Below are 17,777 nucleotides of genomic sequence, written 5' to 3'. Positions count from 1 at the left end.
GCAGAGTTTTGCCGCCTGCTTCCTTCAGATTCCACCTCACGATGGACACCCTTGCTATTGGCTAGTGGTTGGCGATTACAAACCCCCACAGTGGACTTTCACCACCTAGTTAGTTACCATGCACGGCACACTAAAAAAAGGTCTGAACAATGTCCAGACCTTTTTCACTTATCAAACCTATTAAACCTATTGGGTTTTATTCAAAATATGAATAAACTTGCTTGAAAGTTAAGCATAAATTCTATTTCTGCAAAAAAACAAATTTGAGGAAAAATCAATTTATACACGAACGGTTTTCCTATTCCTATTTCCACCCTCCAAACCCTCACCCTATCTCAATGAAGGAGTCTGACAGCGAATTAACAGCCAATATTATTGCGGAAATCCTGACGGGCTATGAGTCATATATCAAGCGATTCAATGAGTTTTCTCGCCTTGCCCCTCTTAACTTCCGCCAACGGAATTGGAACGAACTTCAGCAAAATCACAAAAAAAGACTGAGACTTTACAAAGATTTGCTACGGCTAAATATCCAAAACTGTAAGCAGTTGCTAGGGAATCGGTGTGGAGACAAAGCGCTATGGGAAAGTGTCAAAAACCGTTACAGTGAGGCCATTGCAAACAGACCGGACGAAGAACTGGCAGAATCCTTTTTCAACTCGGTGATTCGGAAGGTATTTCCCGGACTGTCTGTTGACAACGACACGATGTTTGTGTTGCCGGGCCGCATACGGAAACCCACAGAACCTGACGAATCACTTTTTCATACCTATCCAGGGCACTGGGAGCTGCCCCGTATTTTTAGAAAAATGCTGGATGATTTTGATTTTGGTGTACCTTACTATAATAAGGAAGAGGATATCGGATTCTTGGTGAATGGTGTGAAGGAAGTAATTCTCACCAGATACGCTCCCTCTCAGGAAACCAAGATCCAGGTGTTGAAGAATGTTTTTTTCCGAAATAAAGCTGCCTACCTGATCGGAAGAACCCACATAGGTGGCAAGTGGATGCCTTTTCTAATTCCGTTTGTCCATAATGAAAAAGGTGTATTCGTTGACACCCTGATATTTAATCCAAATATCATGAGCGGAATATTCAGCTATACCCGGTCCTATTTCATGGCTGAGATCGAGATTCCCGCTCAAGTGATTACTTTCTTGACTTCGGTAATTAAGAATAAAAAAGTCCACGAACTCTATAACGCCATAGGCTTTAATAAACATGGAAAGACGGAATTTTACCGAGATTTCCTGGACCATCTGGCACACAGCAACGACCAGTTTGTGCTCGCTCCAGGGATAAAGGGCATGGTGATGACGGTATTCACCTTACCATCGTACAACATTGTCTTTAAGCTTATCAAAGACCACTTTGATCCGCCCAAGAACATGACCCGTCTCCAAGTCCGGGAGAAATACAAGCTAGTATCTTTGCACGACCGGGTCGGCAGAATGGCGGATACCCATGAATTTGAAAACTTCCACATCCCCTTAAACCGCATCCACCCCGAACTACTTAAGGAATTGAAGAATACAGCCAATTCCCTCCTTGAAATCAAGGGCGATTCACTCATCATTAAGCATATGTACACCGAACGGCGAATGGAACCGCTGAACCTGTTTTTGGATTCCTGTAGCCTAGAGGACGCAAAACAAGTGGTGGAAGAATACGGTAACTCCATTCTACAATTGGCCCAAGCGAATATTTTTCCCGGTGACATGATGATAAAAAACTTTGGCGTAACCCGTCAAAAACGAGTTGTTTTCTACGATTACGATGAGATCGAATTTCTCAAAGACATGAATTTCCGGAAAAAGCCCAAACCTGAATCCTTCGAGCAAATCTACGCTTCTGAACCTTGGTACGATATCGCACCCAATGACGTCTTTCCCGAGGATTTCAAGCGTTTCATGATTGGGCGTCCGGATGTACGGGAATACTTTTTCCAGTTTCACGAGAACATGTTTGATCCAGAGCATTGGCAAAAAATCCAAAATACCCTAAAACAGGGCGAGCTGATCCATGCCTTTCCCTATCCGGAAAGTATCCGGTTCCGTCCCAATGAAATGGTCTAGTCAGAAATGACAAGTGAGGTGTCAGGTTTCGTACCAGTCAGCGTACATGGGATAATTTCCCGCGATGCGTTGTATTTCACTTTTCATAAAATCGCCGGTCTCTTTCACCTTTTTGGCGGGGATGCCCGCATAGATGCTATTTGGTTCCACTACGGTACCCGCTAGAACTACCGCCCCCGCTGCAATCACGGACCCCTCATGTATCACCGCATGGTCCATGATAATGGCTCCCATGCCAATCAACACATTATCGTGTACCGTGCAACCGTGGACAATGGCCTTGTGGGCAATTGAAACATTGCTGCCGATATAGGTCCCGGCTTTTTGATAGGTACAGTGGATGACGACGCCGTCTTGAATATTTGTTTGATTTCCTATTCGGATCTCATGAACATCCCCCCGTATGATGGCATTGAACCACACTGTACACCGACTACCCATTTTTACATCACCCACAATGGTTGCATTCTCTGCGATAAAACAATCACCCTCCCATTCAGGTGACTTTCCGTTTACTTTTTTGATAAGTGCCATGCTTACGTCTATATGTTCAAACTATTTGCGAGCCAATCGCTCAAATCAAATCTAATTTTTTTTCGGGTATTGTGAACCTTTTTGCCAAATAATAGTTTGTGTGTATATACATTGAATACTGAACCAAAATTAAACTATCCATTAATTATGAAACTATTTAAAATTTCCACTTATCTAATCGCAGTGGCGTTTATTGCTTTTTCGTGTGGCAAAAGCTCCGATACAGTTGAGACGCGGGAAGCAGCTGAGGTTGCAGCCGGTAGCGGTAGCTCTCTTTCATTAGACACAAATGCCAGCAAAGTCAACTGGAGAGGTTATAAGCCTGCCGGACAGCACTTCGGTATCATCCCTATCGTAGCAGGTGACCTTAAAGTAGACGGAAATACCGTTACGGCTGGAAATTTCACCTTTGACATTACCAAGTTGGAAATCCATGATTTGGAGGAAGGGTCTGAAAACCACGGTAAGTTATGGGGCCACTTGCAGTCGGATGACTTCTTTGATGCAGGCAGTCATCCACAGGCCACCTTTGAAATCACAGCAGTAGAACCCTTCAGCGCTGGAAGTATCGAGGACAAGTCTGAGTTTGAAACAGACAACACACCAAAAAGTGCATCTGAAATCGCTCCCTCTAGCCCAACCCATTGGGTAAGTGGAAACCTCACCATGAGAGGAACTACCAAAAACATCAAGTTCCCTGCTAGCATTTCTGTGAATAACGGAGCTGTAAATGCTAAAGCCGGATTTAACATCGATCGTACGGAGTGGGGACTTTCTTATGGCAATGAAGCCAATGCGGTAGACAAAGCTAAAGACCAATTTATATATAACACCGTAAGCGTTGATTTTGAAATCAAGGCAAATTAATTTGATTGCTCTCTATAGAAAGGGCTAACGGTTTCGTTAGCCCTTTTTTTATTCTTTTATGTAATTTCGTCCCATGAACATCGGAGAAGATCGTATTCGGGTACAGTGGGACCAAATGTGGCTCATGCGCCTGCTATATTGGACGCAAAAAAACTACCCCTACTTCGGCTACTTTCATTCAAACAGTATCCCATATCCTGAAAAAGGATTTAGTCACTTATTGCTGGCGGGCAATGAATCCATTGAACTAGAAAACACCGAAGATCATGCCGGCAATTGGCTGGCGGGTATCATCAGCTACGAGCAAAAAAACCAGTACGAAAACCTGCAGAGCCAAAATTCTTCTTTGGTTTCGTGTCCAGACTTGTTCTTTTTTCGAGCGGTCTTCCGGGTCGAGTTTACTGATTTGGAGGCGATCATCCACCACCCCGATGCTGCTGCCCTAGTGGAGCAGATCAACAGCTTTCCAATCCCAGCACATTCGGATTTGGGGGCTTTGCCGACCATCCGTCCGCTTACCTCCAAAGAGACCTACTTTGAGAATTTCCACAAGATACAGGAGCATATACGTGAAGGCGATATCTACGAGATGAATTATTGCATGGCCTATGAGGGAATTTTGCCTAACATAGACCCCATTCAGCTTTACTTCAAACTAAATGCCTGTTCGCCCATGCCATTTAGCGGCCTGTTTGCCGTCAATGAAAATTACGTGGTGAGCACATCTCCCGAGCGGTTTCTGAAAAAGCAAGGTAATAAACTACTAGCCCAACCTATAAAAGGCAGTACCAGACGGGGAAACACGGAACTAGAAGATGATGAGTTAGCTGCAAAACTTCGGCATAGCGAAAAAGAGCAGGCAGAAAACCTTATGATCGTGGACTTGACGAGAAATGACCTGTCCCGAGTGGCCCAAATCGGCAGCGTTGGAGTAGATGAATTGTTTGGAATTTACCGATTTAAAAAAATCTCCCAAATGATTTCTACGGTAAGTTGCCTACTTAAAGACAACTTAACGTTTAGCCGGATTATTGAAAAAACATTTCCCATGGGCAGCATGACCGGTGCCCCAAAAATCAAATCGATGGAGCTGATCGATCAGTACGAGGATTTCAGACGTGGCTGGTTTTCTGGGAGCATGGGATACATCGAGGATACAGGGGATTTTGACTGGAATGTCATTATCCGGAGCGTAATACTTGAAGCAACGTATGGAAAATTTTATTTTGCCGTCGGTAGTGCCATTACCATTGATGCGGATCCTGACAGCGAATTCGAAGAGTGTCTGCTAAAATCACAGGCAATTTTTGAGGCGTTTTTGAATCGATAACTACAATCTTGGTTATATTTACCGCCTCAAGCAAAAACACCAAGTGTGCAATCTCGTCCTAACGAACGGCCTGATGAATATCTTGGAGTAATTATTCTTTATCACAACCCATAATCCCTGCATACATGTCGAAAATAGACTACGTTTTGGCTTCCATTAAGGACAGAAACCCGGGTGAACCGGAATTTCACCAAGCCGTTTTGGAGGTTTTTGAAAGTATTGAACCCATATTATCCAAAAACGAAAAATACCTAGAAGAGAAGGTATTTGAGCGGATGGCTGAACCTGAGCGAATCATCACGTTTCGGGTATGCTGGACGGACGACAAGAATCAGATTCAGGTAAACAGAGGTTACCGGGTACAGATGAACGGAGCGATGGGACCTTACAAAGGCGGGCTGCGCTTTCATCCAAGCCTTAACTTGAGTATACTTAAATTTTTAGCATTTGAGCAAACCTTCAAAAACGCGCTCACCGGGTTACCGCTGGGTGCCGGAAAAGGGGGAGCTGACTTTAATCCCAAGCATAAGTCGGATCGGGAGATCATGCGATTCTGCCAAGCTTGGATGCTTGAGGCCTACCGCCACATCGGTCATTTCACAGATATTCCTGCCGGTGATATCGGGGTAGGAGAAAAAGAGATCGGATACCTTTTCGGAGCCTTCAAGAAAATCAAAAATGAATTCCAAGGAAGCATCACCGGAAAAGGTCCCCTTTGGGGCGGATCGTTTCTGCGCCCCGAAGCCACCGGGTATGGTTTGGTTCACTTTGCAGAATACATGCTAGCTGAGGTCGGAAAGAGTCTGGAAGATAAGGTATGCCTGGTATCTGGGTCCGGTAACGTATCGCAATTTGCCATTGAAAAATTGCTTCAGGATAAAGCCAAAGTGGTTGCTTTTTCCGACTCTACCGGCTTTATACACGACGAAGAAGGCGTGGACGAAAAGAAACTTGCATTCCTCAAAGAATTGAAGAATGAAAAAAGGGAGAGTATTGCAGGATACGCTGAAAAGTTTAAGTCAGCAAAATACTACGAGGGATCAGAAAAAACTCTTTGGTCTATTCCAGCAGATTGCGCTTTCCCTTGCGCTACACAGAACGAGCTGGATGAAAAGGATGTGAAAGACCTGAGCAAAAATGGAGCGATTCTGATTGCTGAAGGCGCAAATATGCCGCTCACTGATGCCGCAATCAAGGCTGTACAAAACTCCAACATCATCTATGCTCCGGGTAAAGCTGCCAATGCGGGCGGTGTGGCCATTTCTGGACTGGAGATGACACAAAATCGGCTGGGCAGGTATTGGTCTAGGACTAGAATGGAAACCGAACTGCGGGTAATCATGCAGGGTATTCATGAAAATTGCCAAGATACCATGAAAAAGTATTCGCTGGATGAACAGGACTACTTAAATGCCGCAAATATTGCTGGGTTTGAGCGGGTAGCAAAGGCGATGGTAGCACAAGGAAGCTGGTAACCAATGAATAAAAAAAGCGGGAAAATCCCGCTTTTTTATTCTGATTCCTTTCGCTCAAGTCGATAGCCCAGGTCATCTTCTTCCTCTAATCGTTGCATATTTTCCCCAAGCATCGTAATCGAACGGTCTTCGTTCAGAACAAAGTGTCGGGGTTCATTTGTTCCTGGATTTAGCTGGTACACCACTGCGTCTCTATCCTGCGCGTAGCCCGATACGATGGTATAATTGCCCGTCACCTCCTCTTCCTTATCACCTACTGGAGTATTTTCATAGTTCATGATCATCCGGTAATCAGGCGTGACCTCGGTTTCATCCCGTTCGAGCCAAAGCTCCATATGTATTGCCTCACAGTCTATGCAGGGTACTGTCCCCTCATATACCACCCACTTCGGAGCGATTTTTTCCACTACAGCTTCCTCCGCTCTCTCCAGGGCATTACCAGAACGCTCGGAATTGCCACAACTGTACAATATCCCTACAATACCTATAACAAACACTATCCGTTTCATATCAGTAAATTTTGGTTTAGTTTAACATTTAATGAATACACCAGTTAAAAAAACAATAGTTGTGCCACGGTGAGCAGAGGTAGCTTTGTACTAGGAAATGCCTGTCCGAATGATGGCATACTTGGGAGAAAGAGCGCTTTTTTATCTGAAAAGATGCATGTAACTTCCCGAAATAATGGCCGGCTCAATCGTGGAAGCAACACGGAAAATCATTCATGTGGACATGGATGCATTTTATGCATCGGTAGAACAACTGGACAATCCTGAGTTGCAGGGTAAGCCGGTAGCCGTGGGTGGCAATCGGGAGCGAGGTGTGGTGGCTGCGGCATCCTACGAAGCCAGAAAGTACGGTGTGAAATCCGCCATGCCTTCCAAGATTGCCTTGCTCCGATGCCCAAAGTTGATTTTCGTAAAGCCGCGATTCGAGCGATACAAAGAACTTTCTTACCAAATCCGAGAAATCTTTTTTGAGTACACCGACTTGGTAGAACCACTATCGCTGGATGAGGCATTCCTGGATGTGACAGAAAACAAACTCAGCAACCCTTCTGCTACGCTAATAGCTAAAGAAATACGCAAAAGAATCAAAGAGGAGATTGGTCTCAATGCTTCTGCCGGGATTTCGTACAATAAGTTTCTGGCCAAGGTGGCATCTGACCTAAACAAACCCAATGGACAAGCTGTAATCACTCCAGCTCGTGCCATGGAATTTTTGGAGAAGCTTCCCATAGAGCGTTTTTATGGAATTGGAAAGGTGACGGCGGAAAAGATGAAGAATCTCGGTATTCACCAAGGCTCGGATTTGAAGCAGTATTCACTCGACTTCCTTACCCGTAGATTTGGTAAATCGGGACTTCATTACTATGAAATCGTGCGGGGAATCCATCTCAGCCCGGTCAATCCACATCGAGACCGAAAATCCATCAGCGTGGAAAACACTTTCGAAAAAGACCTATTTCTACCGGAAGAATTAGAAGCCGCGCGCCTAAAGCTCGCCGGGGAGCTACTTTTCCGGATGAAAAAAAACCAACTACGGGGCAGAACCGTCACCCTGAAATTAAAATATAAAGATTTTAGTCAGCAAACGAGAAGTAAGAGCCTACCTCGGTACCTGCTAACCTCCGAGATCCTGCTTTTTTCCGAGGAATTACTCCATCAGGAATCTCTCAAGATGCCCGTACGACTCCTGGGATTAGGTGTGTCAAACCTCGAGATCGATGAAGAGAAAATGGGTCGGCAGCTACGAATTGAAGGACTTTTTAACCACCCCGAGGATCAAAACGGGTAACCGATAGCAAAATTGAATATGAGGTTTTCCCGCCTCCACCGCGAGTCATTTAGCCTAAACTCCCTAGCCCAACGCTCTCCCTCAGGCACATAGGGCCTACGGATAGGAGTAGCGAAGTCGAACCGAAGCACAAAGAAATCTACATCAATGCGCAATCCTGCCCCGACGCCCACGCCTAATTCCCGAAACCACTCAGACGAGAATTTACCCCCAGGCAGGGCCTCATTCTCGTTCATAAGCCAAACGTTTCCGGCATCTGCAAAGAGAGCTCCCTTAAAAAACGAAGCTATGGGAAATCGATACTCCAAGTTGGCCTCCAAGCGGATATCGCCGGCCTGATCAAAAAAGCCCCCTATACCCAAATCCTGTGGTCTGTAGGAACCGGGACCTAGGGATCTGATTCGAAAAGCACGAACACTGTTCGGCCCACCGGAGAAAAACTGCTTCACAAACGGCAGCGAAACCGAATTTCCATAGGGAATTCCTATGCCTCCAAACATCCGCACTGCCAACTTACTCTCCTGGGAAACTCTCCAATAGTAGCGAAAATCTACATCGCCCTTGTTGTATTGGGCATATTCAAAGCCTAAAAACCGGTTTGGGTTTTCTGACCCGACCAGTCGGTTGACCCCGTCCAGCCCAAATCCGGCAAAATCCAAGTTTGCCCCAAAGAAAATACTGTGGGTACGAAAGGAATCCATCAATTGGCTATAGGAAAACCCATAGCTTATGCCTGCAATAAACTGCTGCTGAAAGCTAAAACGCAAAAAGGGGTTGCTCTCTAGGATTTCCTCAAACTCTGGCGTAGTATTGGAAAGGCCCACAAAATTGATATTGATCGGGTTTATTTCATGATACACAAACCGATTGGCATTCCAGAAATAGCCGTAGGAAGCAGATACTGAGTTGAGGCGGTACAAACCCCGGCGATCCTGAAACTCTGTACCCAAACTTACCCTAGTCTTTGGAACAGAGTAGGCAAATCGTTCTTTGATATCAATCGGAAATACAACCCGTGGAAAAATCAGCTCCCCTTTTAAGCCTAGTTCGAATGAACTAAGCCCCTCGCGCTCGCCACTGGCAATCTGTGTTTCATATGCTACCTTACCCGTCACATTCAATATCTCTCCTCCTTGAAAGATGTTTCGGTTTCTGTAGCTAAGCAAAAAAGCGGGCCCTGCAAAATTATTCGATTTTGACACACCTTGAATCTCGGCCCGAAGCGATCGTTTGTTCTGGGGTGACAACAGAATATTTGCGTCCAAGAAACCGGTCCCCTCAGACGACACACTGTCGCGCTCTGAATACCGAATGTTAACATACCGGTAGTTACCTATCCCGGAAATGCGGTTGCTGGTCAGTCGGGATTTAGTCGCACTATACCTTTCCCCTCTATTCAATAGAATGTATTGCTCCAGCAAATGTGGCTTAAAGGATATCGGTTCATCCTGTATAAACGAAATCCCTCTCAGCACCGTGGTATCGCTTGGGCTGTCAGACTGATCCAGCGTAAAATTGGGGAACACCTTGATTTCTCCGATTTCATAGGGGATTAGTCCTTCCTGGGGTGCACTTTGCTTGGTGCGCAAATAAAGGTCAAACCCCTTGTTGTCATAGTGATTCGTATCAGCCTCAAAAAGCAGAAAGTCTGCATTAAAATTATAAAACCCCCGCTGCTTTAACGCTCGGTCCAACCGATCTCTTTCTGCCTGTAGCTTAGATAATTGGAAGCGGTCGCCCACCTTGATGCCAGTTTCGTCCAACAGCTCCTGAATCGCACGATCTAACTGGGTAGAATCATGATCATATTCATAGCTCCTCAAGGTGTAGGGTTGCCTAACCTGTACTTCATAGCGGATTGATGCCCACCAATCCCGCGTAACGACGTCGGAATCTACTTGATTGTAAAAAAAACCATTGTTTTCCAGCCGATTGTTCAGCAAAAGCTCCGTCTGTGAAATATTGACATCGCTTAGGTACACCGGCTCCTCTCCCAATTTTCTCTTCAAAAACCGGTTAATGAACCCCGGTCTCTCCTTGCTGCCTTTGTAATGGGCCCATAACCCAACGTACATACCTAAAAACTTACCGTTAGGCTTTGGCCTTAACAGTCCTTCCAGTTCCCCTTTCACAGATTTCCAATCCCGCACCGAAGTTTCTAACTCTTCGTTGATCTTCGCTCCTGTATACAAATGTTCGTCTTCGGGGATAAATTTCTTTACACTACACGCCGACAAAACTAAAAGCGCACAAACCAACCCTCGGCCTAGTATAGAAAAGAAGAATGATTTTATTGCGTTCATGGCTCCTAGTTTGAATTTCCCGTTGCTTCCTCGTCCTCTTCTTTCCTGACTGCCTCGGACTGTACCCTCCGCTGCGACTCTATTCCCTTCCAAAGTTCTTCAAATTGATTAAACTCCCGGTTAAAAATGACAGAAATACCCGTCACGATCAATTGTCCATCTATAAAACTCTCAAACTGATTTCTCCTAAATCCTCTTAATCTATAGCGGCCGTTTTCGGTCAGCAGGTATTCAATGCTTACGTTGCCCAATAAGGCATTACCCCTATCCATGGCTTGGGAACTACCTTCAATATCTATTTGACTGCCCACCTGTACGATCAGCCGATCATCCATAAAACGGGACCGGGCACTCACATTTAACTGCGTTCTGTCCTGGGCCGCTCCACTCTGATAGTCTGTGAAACTATCTAGATCAAAATCCAACTCCAAGCCAGTATCACCCAGTACATTTTCAGACAGCGTGTTCAATTGTCCGGACAAAAGCTGGCTCACACTGGATCGAGCCAACCCCGAGGTTCCTCCTCCGGTACCATCTCCGCCACGGTCTGGAAAAAACCGATTCAAAACGAGTAATGAAAAAACCTGTCGGTTTAACTCTCCCTCCTGGTTGTTTAACAGCTGCAATTGCCCATACACGTTGCCTCCAGCGGCCCCGCGCTGCTCCTCCGGCATATCCAGTCGAAACGATGGCTCTAATCGAGTCAGGTCACCATCAATATTCAAGAAGACCAAAAAAGGGAGTTCTTGCTTGTATTGTGACCGCGCATCCGCACCCAGCCCGGCAGTTTGGGCGGCCATAAGCTCAGCGGCAGAGGTTCTCACGCGATAAATCGCGACCATGTTTAAACTGGCATCCAAGGGATCACCAGACCAAGAAATCGAACTCCCCTCTTCAATCTCAAACCTTCTGCTTACCAAATTATAAAGGCTCATTTCGTAATGTCCTGAGCTCAACTCATATGTGCCCGATAGGTTAATTCTGCCATTCGGATCTACGTTTAGGTTTAAGTTGGCCTTGCCGGCTACCAGCAGGTTGTCTCCAGATCGCTCATCTACGATGATCCGGAATGCCGCATCCGGATCTGCTTCCAAAATGGCCGCCACTTGAAACCCCTTGATTCCCGTGGTGGAAGCTTCGGTCTGTCGGCGGGTTAGTATATCATCCGGGTCTTGCCTGTTGACAAACAAAACCACCCCATCTCTTTCGATCACGTCTAACTGAGACTCTGGAATGATAAACGTAACGTCTGTACCGCTCCGTACGTTCAATCTCGCGTTAATCGTAGGGAGGGATAAATCTCCCCCGATGTCTGCACTGGCATCGATAATGGCCTTTCCGAAAAATAGATCGTTATCTGCTCTTGATGAATTTAATACCTGAAAGTTCTCGGCCGTAAGGCGAAGGTCAAATGCCGGATTGGCCAATGACTCCGTTAGAATGGAACCCCCCAAAACAAATGTATTGTCGTTGGTGTCCCGAATGGTAAACTCGTCCAGATACACTCCTCCATTGTCGATTTTGAGGTATTGATTGTTAATTCTATACCCCGCATTTAACGTTGTAATGGTTAGTGCTGCATCCCGAAACCCAAATTCGCCGTCGTACATTGGGTCAGAGGTCGTGCCGGACACCGTTGCCTTACCGACGATCATCCCTTCGGCCCCACTAATTTGGTCCGGAAATAAAGACTGTATAACACTTAGCCGAAGCTCTGCTAGGCTGAGTTCCAAATTTAGCGCGGCACCCTCCGCCGCCGCTTCGTAATCGCCCAGAAGATCCAAGTCTATGCCTCCTCCTTTAAGGGACATTTCAAAGTCATAGGCACCTTCATCGATGGATTTTGCCTGCAAGTCGAGATTCCCAAGTGGGGTGCTAAACACACTTAGCTCATCGATCCGAAGAGCCGCGAGAATCCCGGTAGCTCCAAAGGGGTTTTCTAACACAAAACTGCCATTGACAAACCCGGTAGCGATCAGTTCATCTGGATTCAATAAGCTAGTGAAGGTAGACAAGCGAAAATCTTTAAATAAAATGCCTACGTGTTCGGTGGATATATCCTCTAAACTGTTCGAGAGTTCCAGGCGCTGATTGTCCCTTGTAAGTTCAAACTGCTGTATTGCGATGCTACCTCCACCGTATCTAATGGAGTTTTCGGGTAAAATATCCCACTGTCGCTTGTTTAGAATCAAATCCTCCGGATTGATATGCAATCCAATAGTATCGCCATCAAACCGCATGTCCCATCCTACATGCACTAGCTTATCCTCTCCATCGTAGGCGATGAAATCCAAATTCAGCTGCTCATCCTGCCATTCCCCGTCAAAAAAAGTCCTTCCGATCTCAAGCGCACCAGACCTTAACGCCACCAATCCTGCCTGAAACGTAAAATACGCTTCTTTTCCTTCAGCAACTAGCCCTAAACTATCTATCTCTATCCCCGAGTACGTAAATCCGGGCAACAAAAGAAAGCCATTAAAATCTCCCGTTTGCTGATCAAACGCTACCTCCGCCGACAAAGACTCCCAATTTTCCAGACCTGGCAGGAGAACTTCTTCCAAGATCCTTGACCTTCCAACTTCCATTTTAAACCTCAGATTGATCGTGGAATCCGGCACACCGATCCCAATAGAATCAGCAAAAACCCGATCAAAGTAGCCAGTCATCGCGTCCATGGTTCGATTAGGAGAAGCATTAGAAGCGAAGTCTACCTGCAAGAGTGAGCTCTCCAACTGAACAAATGTGGTATCGGGATCCACCCAAGCCAAGAGATCAAACCCTTCGATCGGGTAACTTTGCTCGTTAAAGACCAAAATCCCTTCCTTCAGCTCAGTGGCAAGTGAAAACTCATCTACATTGCCCTCCCAATGAATAGAGTAGTTTAGCCTTGCCCGCATATCATCCTGAACCAGTTCCAATGCCCTTAAATCTGCCCCCTTTATATCCAGCAACAAATCCACTACGGAGTGCTCTTCATCCAATAAACCCTCTACGGATAGTGCCACATCCAGATTTTCATCTTTAAACGCCAGAGATAGATTTCCCTGCTTTTGGGCAATTTTCGCATTCAGCTGCAACCCTTGGTAATCGTAGCCCCCAACTTCCAGCACCTCAAATTCCGAACCTACCGTTAGCTCCAATTGATCCAACTCCATTCCCTTACCCGTCAGCTGCAAACGATAACCCAAGGACCCAAATTGAGGGTTGTCTAAAATAGCCCCCAAGTCTATCCCGTCCAAAAACACATCTCCTTCGTAACTCGGGATATCTCCGTCCTTAAAGTATGCCGTCAGTTCCACGTTTCCATCGGGTGTTTTCAGAGATGCCTCTGCCGATAGTTCATCCAGAGAACCTCTCAGACTGGTCTGAAAGGTGATTTCCTCCGGAATCTTGATATTCGGTTGCGTCTCGCCCAATAACAGGTTTATGTCTGTGCGGGTAGTCCGAAAAGAAACCGGGGAAAGATCAAAGGTGAGATTATCCGGATCCAGTACATTGCCCAGAATCCCTGCCACGCGAAAACGAGTCCCTCCACCCCAGGACAGTGCCGTCTCCGCCCGAAGCCTATTGGGAGTCCCTGTAATCCGCATCCCTCCATAAATTTCTTTCTTGTTAGCCCGTTTAAACAGATCGTTGCTTCTCCATTCAGGTGAGAAATAGAAGGCATCCGTTAGGCCAACTCGCAAGGTGGAGACATCCAAGCTCACTTGTTCCCAAACCAAACCGTCTATGAGCGCGTCCAGGTCACGGTACTGCACATCAACGTCTGCCACAAATTGACTATTACCGGTTTCCAATTGAAAAGAGCGGATCCGCGTTTCTTCGTTGCCAACTGCTGCTTGTATTGTGAAATTTTTCAACACAAATCCAGAGCGTTCCTCAAAGGAAAATTGCGTTATGTTTGCTTTGAGCTTTTCATTTGCCAGCGAAATACCGTCGGCCTTAAACGCCAGCCTATCTGCCACCACATGGTTGGGGTCAAAATTACCCACTGGGGGAGAAATGTCCGAGGTTCGAAACGCCATTCGGTTACCCTCCAAGTCAATGGTACCTACCTCCACCTGCCAAGCAGGCCATTCAAATGGTCCCTCCGAGCCTGCTGTGGTACTGCTGTCCCGATCTACAGGCTCTGCCAAAAGACCCAGGTCCACCTGGCTATTGTGTAGCAAAAACTGCTTAACGACCAACTGACGGGAACGCGTATCTACCTCTGGAATGGAAAGATTCAATGTGCCCAAGACAACATTTGCTACCACTTCATCGGGTAATGAAGTGTAGGAGAGGGCTATATTATCGAGTGTGAGGTTATCCAAGATCAACGCCGGATCACTCGTACCATCTTCGGAATCCTCAGAAGGAGGAAAAGGAAATCGCTGCAAATACCGAATATCCGAATCAGCCAATACCAAGTCCCCTATATCAAACTCCATGTTGTTTAAATCAACCGAATTCACATCCAACCGAAAGGCACCCAGTATCAGGTCTACTTCTGTACCCAGTATCGCGTCATGGTACCCAACAACAAAATCAGACAATCGAACCGGCCCAAGGGCTAAATCAGGAAAAGGAGAGGCCTCAGCATCAGAAATGATCGCTGTCTCCTGCTGCGTCGCTGGGCTGCCAAATGACGAAGAAAATGCCTCCAGCAGAAAATCAAAATTGAAAACACCCTGCTCATCTCTAACCACTTGGGCATGTAGTCCCTCCCAGTTCAGTCTAGAAACGTGAATGGCGCCAGTTGACAATAAAGGCCTGATTTTCAACCCTGTCTCCAGTGATTTACTATATACAAGCGTATCGCCTTGCTGATCTTCGATATAAAGTCCCTCTAAGTATACATCCCCTCGAAACGTAAGAAAAAGTCTCTGAACGGAAATCCTGGTATTTGTCTTTTCGGACGCATAAGCTACCACCTTTTGTACCACGATATCCTGGCCCCACGGACTGCGTAAAAACAGCAACAGGGCAATAACTAGAAGCAGCAGGACCCCTACGAGCCAAGCCAGAATTTTTAGTACTTTTGAAAAAAAACGTCTAACTCCAGTCAAAACAACATTTCGATTTATGTACCATTGTGCCTTGCACGATAAAAGGTATTGTTTCACTCCAGCTTTGGAAACCGACACCTAGTCCTTTTTACTACCCATTTGAAGGGCAAAATGTTAATGCCCGATAATTCTCAAGTGAGACAATCAGCAGCAACAAGCGCCATGTACAAGGCGGCTGGCGGAATGGGAATAGTCAAAAACAATACCACGATCAAACCCCAAACCCTTCTTTTTCATTGATTACTATCCGACACCCACGCCGAGGGGTGGGGTTGATTGGTAAAAATACACATTTTCGCGTACTAGATCCGAATCCAACAGGAGTCCATAAAGAACTCTCCATCGGTTTCTATTACCTCTGCCTCCCACCGATAGGATTTAGGCCATTGCCTAAAAGGCTTGGCCAGAGCAAATAAAAGACGAAGCGTCCACCTATCAGGCTTAGGAATCCAACCCAGTGAAGGCTCCAACACCAAGTTGAACTTGTTCCGCTCCTTTTTTATTGTGTAAATCCCACCAACCTCACCTGCGCTTGCTTTGCTGCATATCCTAAACCGGCCTTCGGTACTCACCTCTTCCAAATACCCCATCAAATTGGGAAAAGGTGGATCGAATTGCATTTCTAGAGGCAAGGGAGAATGCTTATGCTTGATCGTCTTTATCCCCAGTCCACCCGGAGTCTCCGCAAGGACAAAGGTTTCGTCCTTGCTGGATGACTTTCTTGCCGTCTGATTGATATCCAGCAGACTCAAGGTTCCAGAGAAAGCTGGATTGATCATCACCACTTGGGGACGTGGACTATAGCGCGCAAATAACATCGACACGCAGTCCAACGGAAATGGTAGTAGATCCGGGACGTGCTCCCTACCATTAATAGATACGTGAAAATCGGTGTACTTTCGTCGCACAAAATAGAAGTCAAATAGGTATACCAAGGGTAGTGCAGATGGCTTCTCGGCTGCAAGGCCCATAGGCGCCAATAAATCAAAAGGCTTTCTTGCCTTGGGATGCGATTCGGCTATGCGTAAACAAATCTCTCTACCCTCTAGATCGGTAAATAGGTAATCGATCTGAACTCCTCGATCACTGATGATAAAGTCAGCTTGTTGAAACGCTGTCGCCCGCAATGTAGAAATACCACCTCCTGCTATATCAAATTTTGCCGGATTCGGTGAGAGCGATACCTGATGAAACACATCCACTTTGCCATCCCTCCGCCATCCGATGACCAAATGCCCCCTTCCGTTTACCTCATCATCAAAGACCTGAGGCTCGAAACCGATATAGGTTTTGTCCGGATCCTTTTCAAAATTGATCAGTAGCAACTTGGACATGGGGTCCACTCGAATCTGAAATGGTGTGAGTAATTTATGCATCAGTAGGTAGTTTGATTACGTCAAGCCTTAAAATACACCAAAAAAACTGAAAACTTATGCTTTCTTCCTGGCAACCATCCGAATCACCAACCCCGTACCTCGATGAAACAACCCTTCCTGAAGGAAAACTTCTTCTTCCGCAAGTAAATCGTACTCGTAATGCGGAAAATAGGTACGCAATTCTTCCAATGAAAACAAGAGACCGGGGTCCTTGGGCCCTCCAACTCCGGGATTTCTACGAACGTACTCCAGATTACCTTTACTGAAAGCTTCAAATAGGACGAGGCCACCCGGCTTAAGCAGCGTATCAAACACCCGATGGTATTTTTCCTTCCATTCGGCAGGAAAATGTGCATAGACCAACCCAATGGCATCAAAGGTCTCCACCTCAAATGCCAAATCATCAAGTGTCCCCACCAAATAATCTAACTTCACCCCTTTTTCACTAGCCAACTGATCGGCCTTCCGCTTACCTGCTTCGCTCTGATCAAATGCGGTCACCTGCCAGCCCTGCGTGGCGGCAAATACGGCATTGCGGCCCTCTCCCTCTGCGGGAAGCAATAGCTTGCCGGGAGGTATCATCGAGAGCTGTTGCTTGAAAAAGGTATTAGGCTCCGTGCCATATGCATATGCCGGACTGCTATACCTTTCATCCCAAAACTGCTTCATTTAATTATTTCTTTAAACGTTGTACACATGGAAGGAAACACGGTTTTCTTTAAAATAATGCAGAAGTTGACCGAATTAAGAGATTTTACATCGCAATCGGTAGCGTGCGGTCTTGTGGTCCCGGAATCGCGCCCGCTCCCCACAAAATATGCTACTGTATCCCTCTAACCGATTCAATTGATTTACAAGGGATTTGGGGTCAGGATTCTGCTGCTTGGGATAAAACTGTGCATTTTGGAAAATTGACTAGTTGAATTTAGTTAAATTAGCCCGGAAAATGGCACAGATGGGTACCCTAAAACC

At 46.0% G+C, this 17,777-nt stretch carries 11 protein-coding genes; 5 read left to right on the top strand and 6 right to left on the bottom strand.

Annotation, left to right across the window (positions count from 1 at the left end; all coding sequences use genetic code 11):
* Positions 1–338: 338 nt before the first annotated feature.
* Entirely contained in the window at positions 339–2,075 is a 1,737-nt protein-coding gene (gene aceK / locus JJU34_RS00120; protein WP_228690268.1) for a bifunctional isocitrate dehydrogenase kinase/phosphatase, read from the top strand.
* Positions 2,076–2,096: 21 nt separating this feature from the next.
* Here the strand turns inward: aceK and JJU34_RS00115 are convergent, their stop codons facing one another.
* Positions 2,097–2,609, bottom strand: a complete 513-nt coding sequence (locus JJU34_RS00115) for a gamma carbonic anhydrase family protein (protein ID WP_228690267.1) — start codon at positions 2,607–2,609, stop codon at positions 2,097–2,099.
* Between the two features lie 147 nt (positions 2,610–2,756).
* Here JJU34_RS00115 and JJU34_RS00110 point away from each other — a divergent pair, with 147 nt between their 5' ends.
* The 3 genes from JJU34_RS00110 to gdhA all read left to right on the top strand — a co-directional run bounded on the left by JJU34_RS00110 (position 2,757) and on the right by gdhA (position 6,281).
* Positions 2,757–3,476, top strand: a complete 720-nt coding sequence (locus JJU34_RS00110; protein ID WP_228690266.1) for a YceI family protein — start codon at positions 2,757–2,759, stop codon at positions 3,474–3,476.
* A 73-nt stretch (positions 3,477–3,549) separates the two neighbouring features.
* Positions 3,550–4,806, top strand: a complete 1,257-nt coding sequence (locus JJU34_RS00105) for an anthranilate synthase component I family protein (protein ID WP_228690265.1) — start codon at positions 3,550–3,552, stop codon at positions 4,804–4,806.
* A gap of 125 nt (positions 4,807–4,931) precedes the next feature.
* The gene (gene gdhA, locus JJU34_RS00100; protein WP_228690264.1) at positions 4,932–6,281 is read left to right on the top strand and encodes an NADP-specific glutamate dehydrogenase; all 1,350 of its coding nucleotides are present in this window, start codon (positions 4,932–4,934) and stop codon (positions 6,279–6,281) included.
* Between the two features lie 35 nt (positions 6,282–6,316).
* Here the strand turns inward: gdhA and JJU34_RS00095 are convergent, their stop codons facing one another.
* Entirely contained in the window at positions 6,317–6,790 is a 474-nt protein-coding gene (locus JJU34_RS00095) for a copper resistance protein NlpE N-terminal domain-containing protein (RefSeq protein ID WP_228690263.1), read from the bottom strand.
* Between the two features lie 175 nt (positions 6,791–6,965).
* On the opposite strand from JJU34_RS00095, the gene dinB reads away from it, so the two are divergent.
* Entirely contained in the window at positions 6,966–8,078 is a 1,113-nt protein-coding gene (gene dinB / locus JJU34_RS00090; protein WP_228690262.1) for a DNA polymerase IV, read from the top strand.
* Here dinB and JJU34_RS00085 read toward each other — a convergent pair.
* The 4 genes from JJU34_RS00085 to JJU34_RS00070 form a co-directional block, all read right to left on the bottom strand.
* Positions 8,066–10,381 carry a BamA/TamA family outer membrane protein gene (locus JJU34_RS00085; protein WP_228690261.1) on the bottom strand — a complete coding sequence of 772 codons (2,316 nt, stop codon included), beginning with the start codon at positions 10,379–10,381 and terminating at the stop codon, positions 8,066–8,068. The two genes, dinB and JJU34_RS00085, sit on opposite strands and share 13 nt — an antisense overlap.
* 5 nt (positions 10,382–10,386) lie before the next feature.
* The gene (locus tag JJU34_RS00080) at positions 10,387–15,429 is read right to left on the bottom strand and encodes a translocation/assembly module TamB domain-containing protein (RefSeq protein WP_228690260.1); all 5,043 of its coding nucleotides are present in this window, start codon (positions 15,427–15,429) and stop codon (positions 10,387–10,389) included.
* Positions 15,430–15,731: 302 nt separating this feature from the next.
* Complete coding sequence (locus JJU34_RS00075; protein ID WP_228690259.1) at positions 15,732–16,805, bottom strand: hypothetical protein; 1,074 nt, start codon at positions 16,803–16,805, stop codon at positions 15,732–15,734.
* A 54-nt stretch (positions 16,806–16,859) separates the two neighbouring features.
* Positions 16,860–17,474, bottom strand: coding sequence for a class I SAM-dependent methyltransferase (locus JJU34_RS00070; protein ID WP_228690258.1), 615 nt, complete (start codon positions 17,472–17,474; stop codon positions 16,860–16,862).
* Between the last annotated feature and the right edge of the window lie 303 nt (positions 17,475–17,777).

Source organism: Lunatimonas sp., from assembly GCF_020832325.1.
GTDB lineage: Bacteria > Bacteroidota > Bacteroidia > Cytophagales > Cyclobacteriaceae > Lunatimonas.
This window is presented reverse-complemented; position numbering and strand designations above follow the sequence as displayed.

Excerpts from the sequence above, each read along its gene's own strand:
- dinB (WP_228690262.1), top strand. The coding sequence starts at position 6,966 with ATGGCCGGCTCAATCGTGGAAGCAACACGGAAAATCATTCATGTGGAC.
- JJU34_RS00095 (WP_228690263.1), bottom strand. The coding sequence starts at position 6,790 with ATGAAACGGATAGTGTTTGTTATAGGTATTGTAGGGATATTGTACAGT.
- JJU34_RS00070 (WP_228690258.1), bottom strand. The coding sequence starts at position 17,474 with ATGAAGCAGTTTTGGGATGAAAGGTATAGCAGTCCGGCATATGCATAT.
- JJU34_RS00105 (WP_228690265.1), top strand. The coding sequence starts at position 3,550 with ATGAACATCGGAGAAGATCGTATTCGGGTACAGTGGGACCAAATGTGG.
- JJU34_RS00115 (WP_228690267.1), bottom strand. The coding sequence starts at position 2,609 with ATGGCACTTATCAAAAAAGTAAACGGAAAGTCACCTGAATGGGAGGGT.
- JJU34_RS00110 (WP_228690266.1), top strand. The coding sequence starts at position 2,757 with ATGAAACTATTTAAAATTTCCACTTATCTAATCGCAGTGGCGTTTATT.
- gdhA (WP_228690264.1), top strand. The coding sequence starts at position 4,932 with ATGTCGAAAATAGACTACGTTTTGGCTTCCATTAAGGACAGAAACCCG.
- JJU34_RS00075 (WP_228690259.1), bottom strand. The coding sequence starts at position 16,805 with ATGCATAAATTACTCACACCATTTCAGATTCGAGTGGACCCCATGTCC.
- aceK (WP_228690268.1), top strand. The coding sequence starts at position 339 with ATGAAGGAGTCTGACAGCGAATTAACAGCCAATATTATTGCGGAAATC.
- JJU34_RS00085 (WP_228690261.1), bottom strand. The coding sequence starts at position 10,381 with ATGAACGCAATAAAATCATTCTTCTTTTCTATACTAGGCCGAGGGTTG.